The 15372-nt window shown below is 71.6% G+C and carries 21 protein-coding genes; all 21 read left to right on the plus strand.

Annotated features, from left to right (window positions below):
- Nucleotides 1-2 precede the first annotated feature (2 nt).
- Nucleotides 3-389: an SsgA family sporulation/cell division regulator gene (locus tag ACWEN0_RS03320; RefSeq protein WP_451968500.1), complete on the plus strand. Its 387-nt coding sequence runs from the start codon at nucleotides 3-5 to the stop codon at nucleotides 387-389.
- 39 nt (nucleotides 390-428) lie between these two features.
- Nucleotides 429-824 (plus strand): hypothetical protein, encoded by a 396-nt coding sequence (locus ACWEN0_RS03325; protein ID WP_451968501.1) that lies wholly within the window; start codon nucleotides 429-431, stop codon nucleotides 822-824.
- A gap of 13 nt (nucleotides 825-837) precedes the next feature.
- The gene (locus tag ACWEN0_RS03330) at nucleotides 838-1044 is read left to right on the plus strand and encodes a hypothetical protein (RefSeq protein WP_451968503.1); all 207 of its coding nucleotides are present in this window, start codon (nucleotides 838-840) and stop codon (nucleotides 1042-1044) included.
- A 13-nt stretch (nucleotides 1045-1057) separates the two neighbouring features.
- A complete protein-coding gene (locus ACWEN0_RS03335) occupies nucleotides 1058-1420 on the plus strand; it encodes a hypothetical protein (RefSeq protein WP_451968505.1) in 363 nt (120 codons plus the stop codon).
- A gap of 49 nt (nucleotides 1421-1469) precedes the next feature.
- Complete coding sequence (locus ACWEN0_RS03340) at nucleotides 1470-1994, plus strand: transglycosylase SLT domain-containing protein (RefSeq protein WP_451968507.1); 525 nt, start codon at nucleotides 1470-1472, stop codon at nucleotides 1992-1994.
- Nucleotides 1995-2289: 295 nt separating this feature from the next.
- Complete coding sequence (locus ACWEN0_RS03345; protein ID WP_451968509.1) at nucleotides 2290-2478, plus strand: hypothetical protein; 189 nt, start codon at nucleotides 2290-2292, stop codon at nucleotides 2476-2478.
- 76 nt (nucleotides 2479-2554) lie between these two features.
- On the plus strand, nucleotides 2555-2743 hold the full coding sequence (locus tag ACWEN0_RS03350; RefSeq protein WP_451968511.1) for a hypothetical protein: 189 nt from the start codon (nucleotides 2555-2557) through the stop codon (nucleotides 2741-2743).
- Between the two features lie 99 nt (nucleotides 2744-2842).
- Nucleotides 2843-3031, plus strand: a complete 189-nt coding sequence (locus tag ACWEN0_RS03355; RefSeq protein ID WP_451968512.1) for a hypothetical protein — start codon at nucleotides 2843-2845, stop codon at nucleotides 3029-3031.
- 18 nt (nucleotides 3032-3049) lie between these two features.
- A complete protein-coding gene (locus ACWEN0_RS03360; protein ID WP_451968514.1) occupies nucleotides 3050-3349 on the plus strand; it encodes a hypothetical protein in 300 nt (99 codons plus the stop codon).
- 47 nt (nucleotides 3350-3396) lie between these two features.
- A complete protein-coding gene (locus ACWEN0_RS03365) occupies nucleotides 3397-3657 on the plus strand; it encodes a hypothetical protein (RefSeq protein ID WP_451968516.1) in 261 nt (86 codons plus the stop codon).
- Between the two features lie 126 nt (nucleotides 3658-3783).
- Nucleotides 3784-4473 carry a hypothetical protein gene (locus ACWEN0_RS03370; RefSeq protein WP_451968518.1) on the plus strand — a complete coding sequence of 230 codons (690 nt, stop codon included), beginning with the start codon at nucleotides 3784-3786 and terminating at the stop codon, nucleotides 4471-4473.
- Nucleotides 4474-4605: 132 nt separating this feature from the next.
- Complete coding sequence (locus ACWEN0_RS03375) at nucleotides 4606-5793, plus strand: hypothetical protein (protein ID WP_451968520.1); 1188 nt, start codon at nucleotides 4606-4608, stop codon at nucleotides 5791-5793.
- 140 nt (nucleotides 5794-5933) lie between these two features.
- The gene (locus ACWEN0_RS03380) at nucleotides 5934-8324 is read left to right on the plus strand and encodes an FtsK/SpoIIIE domain-containing protein (RefSeq protein WP_451968522.1); all 2391 of its coding nucleotides are present in this window, start codon (nucleotides 5934-5936) and stop codon (nucleotides 8322-8324) included.
- A 511-nt stretch (nucleotides 8325-8835) separates the two neighbouring features.
- Nucleotides 8836-9138: a hypothetical protein gene (locus ACWEN0_RS03385; RefSeq protein WP_451968524.1), complete on the plus strand. Its 303-nt coding sequence runs from the start codon at nucleotides 8836-8838 to the stop codon at nucleotides 9136-9138.
- The gene (locus ACWEN0_RS03390; protein ID WP_451968526.1) at nucleotides 9132-10079 is read left to right on the plus strand and encodes a bifunctional DNA primase/polymerase; all 948 of its coding nucleotides are present in this window, start codon (nucleotides 9132-9134) and stop codon (nucleotides 10077-10079) included. Before ACWEN0_RS03385 ends, ACWEN0_RS03390 begins: the two co-directional genes overlap by 7 nt.
- A gap of 19 nt (nucleotides 10080-10098) precedes the next feature.
- Nucleotides 10099-10587, plus strand: a complete 489-nt coding sequence (locus tag ACWEN0_RS03395) for an RRQRL motif-containing zinc-binding protein (RefSeq protein WP_451968528.1) — start codon at nucleotides 10099-10101, stop codon at nucleotides 10585-10587.
- Between the two features lie 17 nt (nucleotides 10588-10604).
- The gene (locus ACWEN0_RS03400; RefSeq protein WP_451968529.1) at nucleotides 10605-11312 is read left to right on the plus strand and encodes a DUF4417 domain-containing protein; all 708 of its coding nucleotides are present in this window, start codon (nucleotides 10605-10607) and stop codon (nucleotides 11310-11312) included.
- Between the two features lie 20 nt (nucleotides 11313-11332).
- The gene (locus ACWEN0_RS03405; RefSeq protein ID WP_451968531.1) at nucleotides 11333-12091 is read left to right on the plus strand and encodes a hypothetical protein; all 759 of its coding nucleotides are present in this window, start codon (nucleotides 11333-11335) and stop codon (nucleotides 12089-12091) included.
- Between the two features lie 144 nt (nucleotides 12092-12235).
- Entirely contained in the window at nucleotides 12236-12733 is a 498-nt protein-coding gene (locus tag ACWEN0_RS03410) for a hypothetical protein (RefSeq protein ID WP_451968532.1), read from the plus strand.
- A gap of 2 nt (nucleotides 12734-12735) precedes the next feature.
- Complete coding sequence (locus ACWEN0_RS03415; protein ID WP_451968534.1) at nucleotides 12736-13608, plus strand: deazapurine DNA modification protein DpdA family protein; 873 nt, start codon at nucleotides 12736-12738, stop codon at nucleotides 13606-13608.
- Nucleotides 13609-13678: 70 nt separating this feature from the next.
- Nucleotides 13679-15268 (plus strand): hypothetical protein, encoded by a 1590-nt coding sequence (locus ACWEN0_RS03420; protein ID WP_451968536.1) that lies wholly within the window; start codon nucleotides 13679-13681, stop codon nucleotides 15266-15268.
- The last annotated feature ends 104 nt before the right edge of the window (nucleotides 15269-15372 follow it).

Genomic DNA, 15372 nt, shown 5'->3' on the forward strand with positions numbered 1-15372 from the left:
CCGTGGAGACCGTGACCCACCCGGCCGTCGGGGTGCTGCTGGGACCGAACGTGAAGCTTGCGCTGGAGCTGGTCTACGACGTCGCCGACCCGTGGGCCGTGAGGCTCATCGTCGCCGGCCGCGAGTGGTTGTTCTCCCGAGACCTGCTCGCTTCGGGCTGCAACGAGCCGGCCGGGGACGGCGACGTCCAGGTCCGCCCGGACACCGGCGGCGATCTCAGCCGCGTGGTGATCGCGCTGTCCTCGCCGACGGGGGCGGCAGAGGTCGCGGTGCCGCGCGGCGACGTCGAAAGCTTCCTGGACACCGCCGAAGAGCTGGTGCCCGCCGGTCACGAACACATCAACTGGGCGATCGAGTGGGCCCGCCTCGCCGGGCCCGCCGCCGCCTGACCTTCCTGCCTCATCCACTGTCCGGAAAGGACGTTTGTCGTGACCTACATCAAGCTGGAATCCCACTACACCATCCACCACGGCCGGGGCGTGCACATCGGCGCGGTGAACTTGACCACCGTGCTGGCGGGCGACCTGACCGTGGACATGCCGATCCCGTTCCTGGCGCTGACCGACACCCTGGCGGTGTGCCCGTCCATCGAAGCCGACGGGGACACCGCGATGCGGATCGACTTCACCAGCTGGTCGCCGCTGCGCTACGGCGCCGCCGGGGCTGCTCGGTTCCCGTTCTCGCTCAGCTCGCAGGAGATGGCGGTGCAGGTGGCCCGCGCGTTCGACGCTGACCCGGCCGTCGACTGGAGCGACACGCCCGAGCGGATCGAGGCGTGGCTGACCTCGTGGCTGGCGGCCAACAACGTCGGCGTGAGCAGCTGAAGGGGGCGAGGTCGTGAGCGTGTTCGAGATCGCGAAGGAGCACGGATCGTGGCGGCTGGCCGGGTTCGCGCTGGCGGTGCTGCTGTTCCTGGCCGTCGGCCTGCTCCGCTGGCCGCTGCTGTTCACCGCGCGGCTGCTGCTGGCCGTGCAGTCCGGGTTGGACGCCCGGATCACCGCAAGTTTCGCCGGAGCGGTTCCGGCGTCTCCGCAGACCGGGTGAAGGGAGAAACACGATGGCAGGCAAGACGTTGCGTCGCCGCGACCGCGGCGAGGTGACCGAGACCGGCGGCGGCCCGGTCGTCGACCGGGCGATCGCCCGGGTCGGGTGGTGGCTGCCGGAAACGGTGGTCGCCGCCGCGCTGGCCGGGCTGGTCCTGTGGGCCGGGATCGGCTGGCTGGTCTGGCCGATCGCCGCGGGACTGCTGGTCCGGATCGGGTGGGAGTGGCCAGTCACCCGCCGGTCCGCCCGCCTCATCACCGCCGTGGCCGCGGCGATCGCCAGCTGGTGGCGCCGCCGCCAGCACCGCCGCGAGCGCACGGGATCGGCGGACGTGCCGGCGCGGGCCGGGCGCGAGCGGGACGAAGTCGCCTCGTGACCGCGCGCGCCGCGGTTCACCCGAGACGCAAGGGAGGAGGTGAACAACCATGACGCTGCTGGGCAAGGTCGGCGGTGCGGCTGCTCTGTTCGTGGTCGCCGCGGTCGCCGTCGGCTACACCCGCGATGGCGGCCTGGACTTCGGCGACGGGGTCGGCCTGGCCGCCGACGCCGGACCGGGCGTGGCCGACATCCCCGGCCCGTACCTGAGCCAGTACAAGGCGGCGGCCGGCACCTGCCCGGGGCTGGACTGGGCGCTGCTGGCCGGGATCGGCAAGGTCGAAACCGACCACGGCCGACTCAAGGCACCCGGCGTCCGCTCCGGGGCGAACTTCGCCGGCGCGGCCGGGCCGATGCAGTTCCTGCCCGCCACCTTCGCCGGGGTCCGCAACCGCCACCCCGGCATCGGGTCGGACATCTACGACCCGGCCGACGCGATCCCCGCGGCGGCGCACTACCTGTGCGACTCCGGCCTCGCGGCCGGGGACACCCGGCGGGCGATCTTCGCCTACAACCACGCCGGCTGGTACGTCGACAAGGTCCAGGCCCAGGCCGCCGCCTACCGCCGCGCCTGACCTGCCAACGTCGCCCGGCTCCGGCTCCACGCCGCCGTCCGATGGATGGCTTTCGCAGGAATCCCCGATTCGGGAATGGTGTCAGTCAAGTGCGACAGCCACGCTGGTGAGGCAGACGCACGGTCCCCACTGTCCACACACGACACCAGCTCTCGCGGCCGGCTCTTCGGCCGCAACTCCACTGCACCACCGCTTCACCCGCACCACCCGGTGTGGGTGGCCTCGTGCTGCCCACACGCCGGGGCTCCACCAGTTCCACCTTCCTGTTGCGCACCAACCCCCCCTGGAGAAAACCATGTCGAAGCTCATCGCGTTCATCGCCGCCGCCATCTCCGCCTGGCTCGCCTACGGCGCGTTCAGCCTGCACCAGAAGGACCCCGCCCACTACGGCACGACCCTGCCGCTCGCGCTGGGCGCGGTCGCGGTGATCTCGCTGCTGTTCGTCTTCGCCGGCGGCAAGGCCAAGGCCAAGTCCCGCCGCTGACCCGGCGCCGCCGGCCGCTCGCCCCGCTGCACCTCGTTCGCCGCAACCACGCTCGACAACCCTTTGGGAGAAAACCATGCGGATCGCCGCGTACCTCGTGTTCGCCGTCTCGGCCTGGCTGACCTACGGCGCCAACAGCCTGCACTATAAGGACCCGGCCCACTACGGCATGGGCCTGGTGTGGGTCCTGTTCACCATCGCCGCCGTGTCCGGCGTCTTCGCCGTGCTCGCCTCGGGCAAGGACAAGGCCACCACCACCCGCTGACCCCGCACCACCCCAGCCCCGGGTTCCGGGCGGTGCCCACCGACGGCCCGCCTGGAACCCGGCACCACCGTCCACTTACGACACCTTGGAGGGTTGCCCGTGGACCGCCCGCCCCGCGCCTACCCGCTCCCGCAACCGGAGAACGACTCGCGGTTCACCATCGGCCTGGTCCTGGACGTCGCCGACGTCCTCACCCGCCACGGCTACCCGCCGTTGTCCGGCGGCGGGGACGACCACGTCCAGCTGCAACAGGCGTTGTTCCGGTTCCTCTACACCCCGTCCACCTGAACCATCCCGAAAGGACTGATGCCCGTGCGCATCACCTCGGTCCTGGCCGTGCTCGCGGCGGCCATCCTGCTCTGTTCCGGCTGCACCTCCGCCCCGGCCACGACCACGTCGGCCACCCACGGTCCGGCGTGGATCGTCGACCACGTCGCGACCGCGGACGACCCCGTCGCCCACGCGACGGTCTACACCGCCTACTGCGCGCGGACGGAGACGCTCAACCCGGCCCACGTGCCCACCGACGCCGAGCTGGACCCGGTGCGCATCACCGAAAACCAGTTCCTCCGGCTGCAGCCCGGCGACGCCTGCCCCGGCCGGTAGCCGCACCACCCACCACCCACGACCGACCCTGAAGGGACTGATGCCGCTTGCGGATCATCATCGGCTTGATCGTGTTCGTCGCCCTGTGGATGCTGTACCTGATCGGCTACCGCGTCACCGCGCCGCCGGACCCGGTGGCGCCGGCGCCCAGCACGAGCACGTGCCCGCCGACCACCACCTCCGCCCCGAGCGCCACCGCGACGCCGTCCGGCGGCGGGGCCGCCGTGGTGGCTCGCCCGGCGCGCGGATGGCCGTGCCCGGCGGTCACCGCGACCATGACCGTCACCGCCGTGCCCGCGGACCAGTGAGGTCCGGCCTGGACCTGCTCGGTTGGTGGCACCCACGTTGCGACTGACCACTGTGGACACCCCCGCGCCCGCACTTCGGGTTCGGGGGTGTCCGTTCCTGACCCTCCGTCTGGGAAGGCCCCCACCATGTTCGGTTTCGGCAAGAGGAAGACCAAGCCCGCCAGGAAGTCCACCGCGCGCAAGGCCACGCCCAAGCGCGCCACCACCCGGAAGGCCAGCGGCACGAAGAAGGCCACGGCGCCGCGGAAGACGCGGGCGATGTGCGTGGTGTGCCGGGAGCGCACCCAAACCAACACGACCCTGCGGATCTGCGGTCGACGGCGGTGCGCCGCCGAACTGCGGGCCCGCTCCCAGGGCCACACGCCCGCCGCGAAGCCGCCCGCGCCGCGGCGGGCCCCGGCGGCGCGCCGCTCGGCAGCAACGCGCGCCCGGCCCGCACCCGCCACCACGCCGGCGACGACCGACAGCAGCAACCCGTCCGGCTGGCTGCGGGACGCGCTGGCCGACGCGGCGCGCTCCCAGATTCGGGACTGGAACCACCACCACCGGCAGTGGCGCGACGAGATCATCCGCAACGCCGCCGCGCTCAACCGGGCGGCGGCGCTGCTGTCCGAGCCCGACCGAGGAGCACTCGGCAGTATCGCCCTCGCCGCGGCGGCCATCAGCGACTACCAGATCGACAGCGCTGCCAAAGCGGACACGCTGGCCAAGCGACCCAGCAGCACCGCCGCCCGCCTTCTGGCCCTCGGTGATCGCCTCACCGCACTCACCACGAAGTACGAGCGAGCCGGGGTCATCCGCGTGACCCGCTCGTAGCAACAGCCGCCTCGAACCTGCTCGGTTGGCGGCCCCGCATCGCGGCTTCGCTGCCGCCCCCGCTGACTGACCACTGTGGACACCCCGCGCCCGGATTGGCGCGGGGTGTCTCTTCTACCGGAAGAGGTTGACATGAGCTGGCAGGAGGAACGCCGCGCGAACCTGGCGGCGAGGGCCGAACAGGCCCGGCTGGATCAGGCCGCGGCCACCGGCGACGAGATCGCGCGGATGAAGGCCGCGAGTGACGCGGCCCGCGCCGACCGCGAGCAGGCCGCCGAACTGGCGCGCCAGGCGAAGGAGGACGCCGCCGCCAAGCGCGAGCGGCGCCGCCAGACCCGCGCCCAGCGCTGGGCGACGATCGCCGCGTTCGCTCGGGGCCACGTCGTGGACGGGCTGATCTACAGCATCGCGGTGGTGTCGTTCGTGATGGCCGCCTCCGCGATGGCCGGCTACGGCGCTGACGTCTACGCCTCCGGCGTGGGCCGACTGCTGCCGCTGATCACCGAGCTGGGCATGTGGGCCTTCGCCGTCTCGGTCCAGATCGTCCGCAGCAAGGACCGGACCCGGTCGGTGTGGGGCCTCAAGGTCGGCGTGTGGGTGTTCGGGGCGCTGGCGTTCGGCACCAACGCCGTACACGGCCTGGCCCGCGGCTGGGACGCCATGGTGATCATGGGCGTGGTGTCGGTGGCCGGCGTCATCGCCCACCAGCTGGCGATCGCCGACCCGCCCCGCTCCCGCGCCCAGCGGGCGGCGGACAAGCTCGCCGCCGCCCAGGCGGCCAAGACGAACGCCGCGGCGCGCGCGGCGCTGAAGATGGCCACCGCCCAGATCGACGCAGACGGCAACGCCCGCCTCACCTTCGCCCCCGGCACGTATCAGGTGAAGCGGGGCCGCCTGATCGCGGTGACGCCGGACCCGGACGTTCCCGGGCCGCCGGACGCCCTGGACGCGGCGATCGCGAACCTGCTCGATTCGAGCGGCCCGGCCGCCGGTCCGGACCGGCACGGCGACGCAACGCCCGACACCCAGACCGGGGGCGGGGTCGCCACCGCCGACAAGCCCGCCGACCACCCCGACGACACCAACCCCGGCCGGACCGCACCGCGTCCGGCGCCGCGCACCAGCGACCGGGCCGACCGGTCCCGCCCGACCGGGGACGCGCACATGGCGATGCTGCGCAAGCGACTCGAGAACGCCGTCGCCGCGGGCGAGCTGGACCCGGCCACCGCCACCCCGTACCGGATCGCGAAGACGATCCGCTGCGGCAAGCCCGCCGCGAAGAAGCTGCGCGCCGAACTCGACAACCCCGCCCAGCCCTGACCGCACCCGTCCCGGCATCCCGCCGGTCTGGTCCGGCCCGGCCCGCGCACCCGCACCCGGGTGTCTGGGCCGGGTCCGGTCCGCACCGGAACCCGCCGCACGAACCCGGCTGCGGAACCGAAGAAAGGACCACCCCAGCCATGACGCAGGACAACACGACACCCCCCGGGACCGGGGACAACACCACGCCCGACCCGACCACGGCCGGACCGGACCACCCCGCCGACACCGGTCCCTGGACCGGTCCGGAGAACGGTTCCGGCGGCGGTCCCGACGGGTCCGGGACCGTCGTCCCGTTCCGCCGCCCCGAGCCCGGAACCGACCAGCAGACGATCGAGGGAGAGGTGATCGAACCCGGCACCGAGATGACCGTCGGGACGGTCCGCCAGACCTGGGGAACCCGGGTCCTGCAGGGCACCAGCCGGGTGCTGGCCGGCCCGTCGGATGAGACCCGGGCCCGGCTGGCGGTAGCCACCGTGGAGGCCGCGCACACCGCCGGACACCGGATCGGGACCGGCACGCGGACCGGAGCCCGGGCGGCCGGGCGCGGGTGGCGCTTCACCCGCCGCCACGCCTCGATCATCGGCAAGGGCATCGAGGCCGCCCGCCTGCGCAAGCGCGCGGACCGGGACAACACCGACCTCAAGGCCGCCCGGGCCGAAGCCCGCGCGTCCGGTGACCACTCCGCGGTGGAAGCCCTGACCCGGCAGTACAACGAGGGCCGGCACGTCACCGTCGACACGATGCGCAAGTGGGCCGAACTGGTCTGGGGCGTCGCCTGGCGCACCGCCGCCGCGCTCGGGGTGCTGTTCGTCGTCTCGGTGGTGGTCGGCCTGGTCAACGGGCTGGGTCGGTGGCTGGGCGAGTTCAACGCCACCGACGTGCTCGCCGTGTGGCGCGCGGTGCTGGCGTTCGTGTGGGCCGTCGGCGTGTTCGTGGTGACCTGGTGGTGGGCCATCCCCACCGCCGCGGTGCTGGTCAAGCTGTCGCGTTGGTGGCGCGACGGCAACCGGCTCGGAGACCAGGTTTTGCCTGTTCACCTGCGGAAAGAGGCCACCCGCAACCTGCGCGTGGAGCTCTCGGAGTCCGCGGTGGTGGCCGCGCTGGCCAACATCAACAACGGCAAGCTGAACGCGTCCATTAAGGACGGATGGCCCAACCGCGACACCGACAACGCGTGGGTGCAACCGCCGATGATCGACGGAAAGGGCTGGTCAACGAAGATCCGGCTCCCCCAGGGCGCGCCGGTGAAGGCGATAGACAAGGCCAAGGAGATGCTGTCGCACAACCTCGGGTGCCGGCCGATGGAGCTGTTCATCCGCGCCGACGAAGACGACCCGACGGTGCTGGACCTGTTCCGACTCAACCCCGGCGCGCTCCGCGACCCGGTCGATGCGTATCCGCTGCTCAGCGAGGGTGCGACCGACTACTGGTGCGGGTTCCCGGTCGGGGTGAACCTGCGTGGCGAACCGATCGTCGCGGACATGCCCGAACGCAACTTCGTGATGGCCGGGGCGCCCGGCTCGGGCAAGTCCACCCTGATGATCACGCTGGCGACTGGGGCGATCCTGGACCCGCTGGTGGACGTGGACGTGTTCGTCTTCGCCGAGAACAACGACTACGAGGCCCTTCGACCGTGCCTGAAGACGTACTCGCCGGGCGCGGGGGAGGACAACGTCAACGCCGCCCTGGACCACCTGCAAGCCCTCTACGACGACCTGACCGAACGGGGCCGGCTGCTGCAGAAGCACAACGTGTCCAGCGTGTTGGAGGCCGGGCGGGAGATCGTGGCGAAGGAGCCGGGGTTGCGGCCGCGGATCGTGGTGCTGGAGGAGTGCCAGCGGCTGTTCCGCCAGGACAAGGCCGAAGAGCGCAAGCGGATCGTGAACCTGGTGATCAACCTGTTCATGGCGAGCCGCAAATACGCCGTCCACCTGGCGTTTCTCACCCCCAGCCCGTCGGACCAGTCCCTGCCGCGGGACCTCGTGGCGATGTCGACCAACCGGGCGTGCGGGGCGGTCAACGGCAACAAGGCCCGCAACAACGCCGTGCTGGGCGAGAAGGCGCACGAGGAAGGGATTTCGGCGCTGGACCTGCGGCCCAAGACGAAATCCGCGCTGAACGACTGCGGGACGCTGGTCACGGTCGGGTTCATGGACGAGCCCGGCGCGCTGCGCAGCTACTTCCTGACCGAGCCCCAGAAAGCCGCCATCGTCGCCCGTGCGCTGGAGGCCCGCGGCGGCACCACCGCCACGGCGGAGGTGGAAGTGGTGCGGGACCCGCTGGCCGACCTGCTCGCCGTGCTCACCGAAATGACCCCGCGCGAGGGTGAGGCCCACCCGCGTGCGGCGGCTGTCGCCGCGGCGCTGGCGGCCCGCTGGAACCACTACAGCGGGTGGCAGATCAAGCAGGTCACCGACCTGCTCGCCGCCTACGGCTACAAGGTCCCGACTACGGACCGTCAATACCCGGTCGACCCGGCCCGGGTGGCGGACGTGCTGTCCGCCCGGGACGCCGTCGGCGCGGAATGAGCCGGCCCGGAGCCGCTCGCACCCCCCGAAATCGGGGGTGCGGTCGGCCCCGGCGGGGCCGACTCATCCACCTCATTCCGCTCATTCCGGCGCATTCGCGCTGATCAAGGCGCTGACCAGGCAACTCATCCGCAAAATGAGCCAGCTCATTCGCTTTCGCAAAACTCATCCGCCGACTCATTGGTACCTCATCCGGCGCCCGGCCGCCGCCCCGGCGACGCGGCGCCTCACGCATGCCGCCGAATTACTACGAAGAGTAGTCATCGAGCCGGGAGTGTGACGCCTCCGCCCGGCACGTTCGCCGGACCCTCACTGGTCACTGATTGTGAAAAGGATGGCCCCGATCATGACGACTTCGCACGCTCTGCGCCTGCCCGCGCCTGGTCACCACGCGCCGCTGTCGCCGCGGACGCGGTGGGGCTGCCGCTCCTGCGGGGCTCGCAACCGGATGCGCCAGCGGGTCTGCCACCGCTGCTGCCAGACCCGCCCGCGTCACTGACCCGCTCCGGCGATGGGCAAGAGCGAGACCCGCTACAAGCCCGGCGAGATCACCGCCTGGCTGACCGACACCGCCGGGTTCGACCCCGACCCGGCGCGGAAGGCCGGGCGGGTGATCGCCGCCGCCTGGAACGACTGGGAGTTCTACGCCTCAGCCGCCTGCCCCGCGCTGATCACGTGTCTGCGCACCGGCGGGCGCCCGGTGACCGAGGTCGACCGGCTCGCCGACGCGCTGGCGCGGGCGTTCGGGGTGCACCTGCACGACGTCGCGGCCTGGGACCCCCGGCCCGACTGGCGGAAGGAAAACCGATGGTGAGCACCGATTCGGCAGCGCTGTCCGGGCTCCGCGCGGCAGCGCTGGACATCGCTGGCAGGGGGTGGAAGGTCTTCCCCTGCCGTCCGGGCACTAAGGCTGCGCACTGGCACAGCCTGCCCGACTGCGCGGGCGCCGGCGTCTGCGCGCATGGGCACGTCACCCCGGAGCAACTGGCCGCCGACGACCCGGACCGGGTCGCGGCCAAGTGGTCGGAAGGTCCGTTGTGGAACATCGCGGTGTTCCCCGGGCCCTCGGGGCTGTTCCTGCTCGACTGCGACCAACCCAAGCCCGGCCACAAGGGCGAGCACGACCCCGACGGCTGGACCCAACTGCAATCCCTTGCGGCGGAACGAGGTGGGCCGCTGCCGGACACGTGGACGGTGGAAACCCCGACCGGTGGCCGGCACCTGCTCTACACCGCGCCGCCCGGGTGCCGGCTGCGGTCCACGGTCAAGCACATCGCCTCGAACATCGACACCCGCGGCTGGGGCGGCTACGCCCTCGCCCCGGGAAGCGTGCTCCCGGAAGGCGGTTACCGGCTGCTGGACGACACGGACCCTGCTCCGTTGCCGGGGTGGTTGGTCCAGGCCGCCGTCGAACGCGCGCCAGCGGCCATCTCCGGGCGAAACGAGAAGCCCGTAGCCGCCCCGGACGCCTACACCGCCGCCGCCGTGCGGGGCGAAACCGACCGCGTCCGTGCGGCGCAACCAGGCACCCGCAACAAGGTGCTGTCGACCGCGGCCTACGCCCTGGGGCAACTGGTCGGCGCGCGGCTGCTGGAGGAGAGCTACGTCCGCGCCGAACTGCGGGCGGCGGTCGCGGCCTGGAACACCCCCGACTCCGCCACCAAGGACGACGGCGTCATCGACACCGCGTTGCGGGCCGGGGCCGACAACCCCCGCCGCGTCACCCCGCGATCCGGCCGGCGCCAGGCCGCCTGAAACCCGAGGAGGACCCGTCATGGCACGCCGGTATCCGTGGGTGCTGGCCCCGGTGCCCTGGTCGGAAGATCGGGAGTTCACCCGGGGCCGCTGGCACGGCAAACCCCTGCTGTCGCACAACACCGCACCGCGCAACCTGCTCGCCACGCGCCGCCAGCTGCGCGCGCTCGGGAAACGCCCGGGCGGGCAGGACCCGGTAGCGTTCCTGTACTTCCGCTGCCGCAAGGCCGCCAAGATCGTGCACGCCAACCTGTACCTGATCGCCGACGCGAAACCGGTCCGGCCGATGACCCCGGCCCGCGCCGCCGCACTCGAGCGGGCGATGGCCGCCCGCCGCACCTGCCGCGAGTGCGGCGAAACCGGCTGGGCGGAACTCCCGCGAGCGCACCGCACGTGCGAAGCCTGCCTCTACACCGCTGGCCTGGCCCCGGATTCCTACCTGCACGAGTACCTGATCGGCGAACCCACCTTCGACGTAGCCGGCCACGCCGCGCTGGCCGCGTCATGACTCCGAGGAGGAAACCGATGACCCTCACCGCCACCGACACGCCCGCGAGATCTGCGCCCCAACTGGGGCTGGGCGGAACCCGCAGCAGCCACCGCTGGAAGGACGTGCCCGGCAACTTCGACAAGCTCAACTGCCGCGCCCTGTGGCCCACCGACAACGACTGGGGAATCCCGCTGCTGCCGCCGGCGACGTTCGAGCCTGCTCGGTTGGTGGCCTACACCGACCGGCACGCCACCAACACCGCCGGGCCCGGCGCCGCGGTGCACTTCTTCCTGGACGACTACCGGTTCGAGGTCGTGTGGTCCAAGCCCGAGCGGGGCCTGTCCCGCTGCCGCTCGGTCGGCGCGGCGCTGACACCGGATTTCAGCCTGTACCGGGACATGCCGCTGGTGATGCAGCTGTGGCAGGTCTACCGCGCCCGCTGGTGCGGCGCCTGGCTCCTGCACCACGGCGTCACCGTCGTCCCCACCATCAGCTGGTCCACACCGGACTCCTACGCCTTCGCCTTCGCCGGCATCCCGGCCGGCTCGGTGGTCGCGGTGTCCACGGTCGGAGTGTGGCGCGACCCGCTGGCCCGGGAGCTGTTCGCCGCCGGCTACGCCGAAATGCTCGAGCGCCTGGCCCCGGTGCTGGTACTAGTGCACGGCAAGCCACCAACCGAGCAGGTCCAAGCCGGGACGCCGGTGCGGTGCTACCCGTCGCGCTGGGACGGCGGTGACCGGTGATGGGCGGGCGAGGGTCATCCATGGGCAAAGGCAACCGACCGCCCGCCACCAGCGGCAGCGGTGGAGGCGACCCGGCGCAGGTGGAACCAGCCGTCCCCGAAACCGAGCAGGTCCGCACCGAGCCGGAGACACCCGAGGTCCCGGAGAAGCCCGCCCTGGCGGGGCCGGTGTCGGGTGAGATGTCGCAGGCGCCCCTGCTGCCCAACGGCTGGGGCGGGGTCCCGGAGCCCGACAGCGTCCACTTCCACGACGACGGCGAGATCGGCACGGCGATCAAGCGCATGGGCGACGACGCCCGGATGGACGTCGACGGCGAGCCGCTGGCCAACGTGCTCGGACAGGTCGCCACCGACGTGACGCTCGGACGCCGCACCCCGGCCGACGGGGTGGAGGCCTACAAGCAGATCCGGGACCGGCTGCCCGAAGGCAGCGCCGCCCGCTTCAGCCTCGACATGGCCCTGATGCGGATCGACGCCCCGGCCAGCCCACCGCCCGACGTTCCGGCCGGCGCCCCCGAGCCGCTGAAGAATCTGATGAACGAGCTGAACTCGATCCCGCTGCTGCGTCGCGATCCCCGCGAAACCCAGAAGCTGCAAGAGATCCTTCGGGACAACTTCGACGACGTCGCCGACGACGGCCCGATCCACGTCGGGCGTCTCGGGATGGAGCTGCGCTGGCTGCGTGGCCTGCGGCACGAAAGCGCCGGCGACGCCGGCTACTCCGAGATCGGCCGCGCCATCGAACGCGCCATCGAGGCGATGAAAGAGAACCGGCCGTGACCGGACCTGCTCGGTTCCCGACAGCCACCACCCGGCCATCGCACCACCTGTCCTCCTCGGACACCAGCCACGGGCCGGACACCGCATCAGGTGTCCGGCCCGTGGCTGGTCCGCTGCCCCCTCTTGCAGGAAGCGAGCTTGCCCATGACCGCAACACCTCGCGCCACCTACCGGACCGTGACCGTGCTGGCCGAAGTGCTGACCGAACGCGCCCGCCAGGATGCCCGCTTCGGCTGCCAGGACCACCCCGACGGCACCGGCCCCGAATGCAACAACCCCGTCCGGCTCGCCCGCACCATCGACGACGCCGCCGACACCGCCCGGCAAGCCACCGACCGCGCGCTGTCCCGCGGAGAGGTGACCTTCGCGCAGATCCTCACCGAAGAAGCCTTCGAAGCCCTCGCCGCAACCGACCCTGCTCGGTTGCGGACGGAACTGGTCCAGGTCGCCGCGTCGGCGGTGTGCTGGATCGAAGCCATCGACCGCCGCGCGCCCGGCCCGCGGTTGGCTGGGTTCGCCCGCGGCGATGTCGTCCGCAACCGCCGCACCGGCGAGCTGCTGACCATCACCGGCGACCCCGCCACCTGGGACCCGTACTACTACGAGCCAGCCGACGCCACGACGTCGGTGACGCGGGGGTAGGGGTGGAGGTTCAGCCCGGCGAGGAGTTCGGCGGGCTGGACTTCCTCACCGGCACGCACGAGGTCATCCATCTGGAACAGGCCGGGGTGCCGCTGTTCGTCTCCGACACGCGGCTACGGCACCGCAAGACGCTGCCGCGGGCGATCGCCCCGGTCGCCTACGACTCCGGTGGGTTCTCCCAACTGCAGAAGCACGGCAACTGGGACAACGTCCCGCCGCGGGCCTACGTCGCGCGGGTTCGGCGCTACCGCGACGAGATCGGGCAGATGCTGTGGGTGTCTCCGCAGGACTGGATGTGCGAGCAGGCGATCATCCAAGGCGGCTGGTGGGGCGGCAAGTGGTTCCACGGCACCAAGCTGTCCGTGCCGCGCCACCAGTACCTGACCGTCATCAACGCGATCGAGCTGCGCAGCCTCGCACCGGAGTTGCCGTGGCGGCTGGTGTTGCAAGGGCAGACACCGGATGACTACTGCCGCCACGCCGACCTCTACAGCCGCTTCGGGATCGACGTCACCGCGGAACAGCTGGTGTGCGTCGGCAGCGTCTGCCGGCTGCAAAGCACCGAGCTGGCCGGGCAGATCCTGCGAGCGGTCCGCCGCTACGGCGTGCCCCGCATCCACGGGTTCGGGTTTAAAACCCTCGGGTTGATCAAGCACCGCGCCTACATCGCCTCCGCGGACTCCCTCGCCTGGTCCGACGACGCGCGCCGGCTGAAGCGTCCGACTAGTGACTGTCCTCGCCCGCACGTCAAGAACTGCGCCAACCACCTGCACTACCTGCTCTCCTGGCGCGCCGCGCTGGCGGAGAAGCTCCGCCACCGCGCACCCGAGCAAGGCGCGCTGTGGGACGAAGACGGCGCGCCCACCGCTGCCTGACCGACCGGACTGCCGCCGCGTGACGCGGCGGTGCACCACCCCGCACCACTTGCACGAGGAGGACACGCCCATGGCCACGACTCCGGAAAGCACACCGAACCGAGCGCGTCCCCTGTGGCCTATCGGCGACGGAGGCCGCCCGCTGCTGCGCATCGGCGAGGACCCCGAAGCGATCCGGGTCCTGACCGCCGCGCTCAACGACCGCATCGTGCCCGACACCTACGTGTCCGACGGGGCCCCGGTCGTGGTGGAGGAGATCTCCGGCGCGGCCGGCCCGGCCACCGGAGATGACGACGTGGCGTTGCCGATCACCGCGTCGGTGCTCAAGCCGCCGCTGCTGGCCGGGCTGCTGGCCGAACACACCCAGATCATCCAGTCCAAGAACAAGGGAGGCGACGAAGAGGTGACACCCGGGCGGGACGTGCTCGGGGCGGTGCTGGCGCGCCAGCACTGGCCGGGGCTGCCGGTGTTGCGGCGGATCATCTCCACGCCGGTGATCCGCCCGGACGGCACCCTGTTGCAGACCCCGGGCTACGACCCGGCGACCGGGTTCTACCTTGCGGCCAACGACGACCTCGCGCCGATCCCGGACCACCCGAGCCCGGACGAGGTGGAGGCGGCGCGGGAGTTTCTGCTGGATCGGTTCCTGCGGGACTTCCCGTGGCGGAGCGACGCTGACCGGGCGAACTACTTGGCCCTGTTGGTGACGCCGCTGATCCGGCCCTACACCCGTGCGTTGTCGCCGTTCGGGATGATCGAGGCGTCCATGCCCGGCTCGGGCAAGACGATCCTGACCGGGTGCGTGGGGCTGCTGGTCGGGCAGAAGGTGTTGACCTGGAACGACTCGGAAGACGAGTTGCGCAAGCTCATCACCACCGTGCTCGCCGAAGCCGCCGGCGTGGTGGTGTTCGACAACCTGACCGAGGGCTCGGTGGTCAAGTCGGCGACGCTGGCGCGGCTGATGACCGAGCGGACGTGGTCGGATCGCCGGCTGGGCACCAACGCCGCGGCCACCTACCCGAACGACCGGCTGTGGCTGGCCACCGGCAACAACCTGCACACCGGCGCGGACATGGCCTCGCGCACGGTGTGGGTGCGGTTGGACCCGAACTGTCCCCGCCCGGAAGCCCGCACGGGGTTCACGATCCCGAATCTGGACTCCTGGATCCTGGACCCGGTCAACCGGGCGACGGTGTTACGGCACGTGCTGATCCTGATTCTCGACTGGACCACGCACGGGGCACCGACGGCCACCGCGGTCCCGCAGATGCGGCAGTTCACCGCGTGGGCTCGCCAGCTGGGCGGGTTCCTCGAGCACCATGGCATCGGCGGGTTCCTCGCCAACGCCGCGGCGAACCGGGACCTGGACGACGATAACGCCGAATGGCGCTCGTTCCTGCTCACTTGGTGCGACATCTACGGCGACCGGCCGTTGACGGCCAAGGAGCTGACCATCAGCGGGCAGGAGAGCATGGTCGGCACCGACGTGTGGGACGGGACGTTCCCCACCAACGGCGCGGGCCGTCCGCTCACCACCAAGTCGCTCGGTCGATTGCTGGCAGGGCATGTGGACCGCTGGCACGGCGACGTCGTGTTACGCAGCGTGCTCGAAAGCCACAAGAACGTCCTGACCTACTGGGTGGAGAAGGACGGTTCATAGTCACACCAGCCAAGAAGAAACCCGCAAACCCGCAAACCCGCAAAAAATCTCGTTCTAGCTCTCTGACCAGCGGTAACAGCGCCTTGATCGTTTGCGGGTTTGTC

It is taken from the genome of Amycolatopsis sp. NPDC004378 (assembly GCF_053602455.1).

Excerpts from the sequence above, each read along its gene's own strand:
- ACWEN0_RS03340 (WP_451968507.1), top strand. The coding sequence starts at position 1,470 with ATGACGCTGCTGGGCAAGGTCGGCGGTGCGGCTGCTCTGTTCGTGGTC.
- ACWEN0_RS03405 (WP_451968531.1), top strand. The coding sequence starts at position 11,333 with ATGGGCAAAGGCAACCGACCGCCCGCCACCAGCGGCAGCGGTGGAGGC.
- ACWEN0_RS03410 (WP_451968532.1), top strand. The coding sequence starts at position 12,236 with ATGACCGCAACACCTCGCGCCACCTACCGGACCGTGACCGTGCTGGCC.
- ACWEN0_RS03400 (WP_451968529.1), top strand. The coding sequence starts at position 10,605 with ATGACCCTCACCGCCACCGACACGCCCGCGAGATCTGCGCCCCAACTG.
- ACWEN0_RS03385 (WP_451968524.1), top strand. The coding sequence starts at position 8,836 with ATGGGCAAGAGCGAGACCCGCTACAAGCCCGGCGAGATCACCGCCTGG.
- ACWEN0_RS03395 (WP_451968528.1), top strand. The coding sequence starts at position 10,099 with ATGGCACGCCGGTATCCGTGGGTGCTGGCCCCGGTGCCCTGGTCGGAA.
- ACWEN0_RS03335 (WP_451968505.1), top strand. The coding sequence starts at position 1,058 with ATGGCAGGCAAGACGTTGCGTCGCCGCGACCGCGGCGAGGTGACCGAG.
- ACWEN0_RS03420 (WP_451968536.1), top strand. The coding sequence starts at position 13,679 with ATGGCCACGACTCCGGAAAGCACACCGAACCGAGCGCGTCCCCTGTGG.
- ACWEN0_RS03350 (WP_451968511.1), top strand. The coding sequence starts at position 2,555 with ATGCGGATCGCCGCGTACCTCGTGTTCGCCGTCTCGGCCTGGCTGACC.
- ACWEN0_RS03360 (WP_451968514.1), top strand. The coding sequence starts at position 3,050 with ATGCCCGTGCGCATCACCTCGGTCCTGGCCGTGCTCGCGGCGGCCATC.
- ACWEN0_RS03345 (WP_451968509.1), top strand. The coding sequence starts at position 2,290 with ATGTCGAAGCTCATCGCGTTCATCGCCGCCGCCATCTCCGCCTGGCTC.
- ACWEN0_RS03390 (WP_451968526.1), top strand. The coding sequence starts at position 9,132 with ATGGTGAGCACCGATTCGGCAGCGCTGTCCGGGCTCCGCGCGGCAGCG.
- ACWEN0_RS03375 (WP_451968520.1), top strand. The coding sequence starts at position 4,606 with ATGAGCTGGCAGGAGGAACGCCGCGCGAACCTGGCGGCGAGGGCCGAA.
- ACWEN0_RS03380 (WP_451968522.1), top strand. The coding sequence starts at position 5,934 with ATGACGCAGGACAACACGACACCCCCCGGGACCGGGGACAACACCACG.
- ACWEN0_RS03370 (WP_451968518.1), top strand. The coding sequence starts at position 3,784 with ATGTTCGGTTTCGGCAAGAGGAAGACCAAGCCCGCCAGGAAGTCCACC.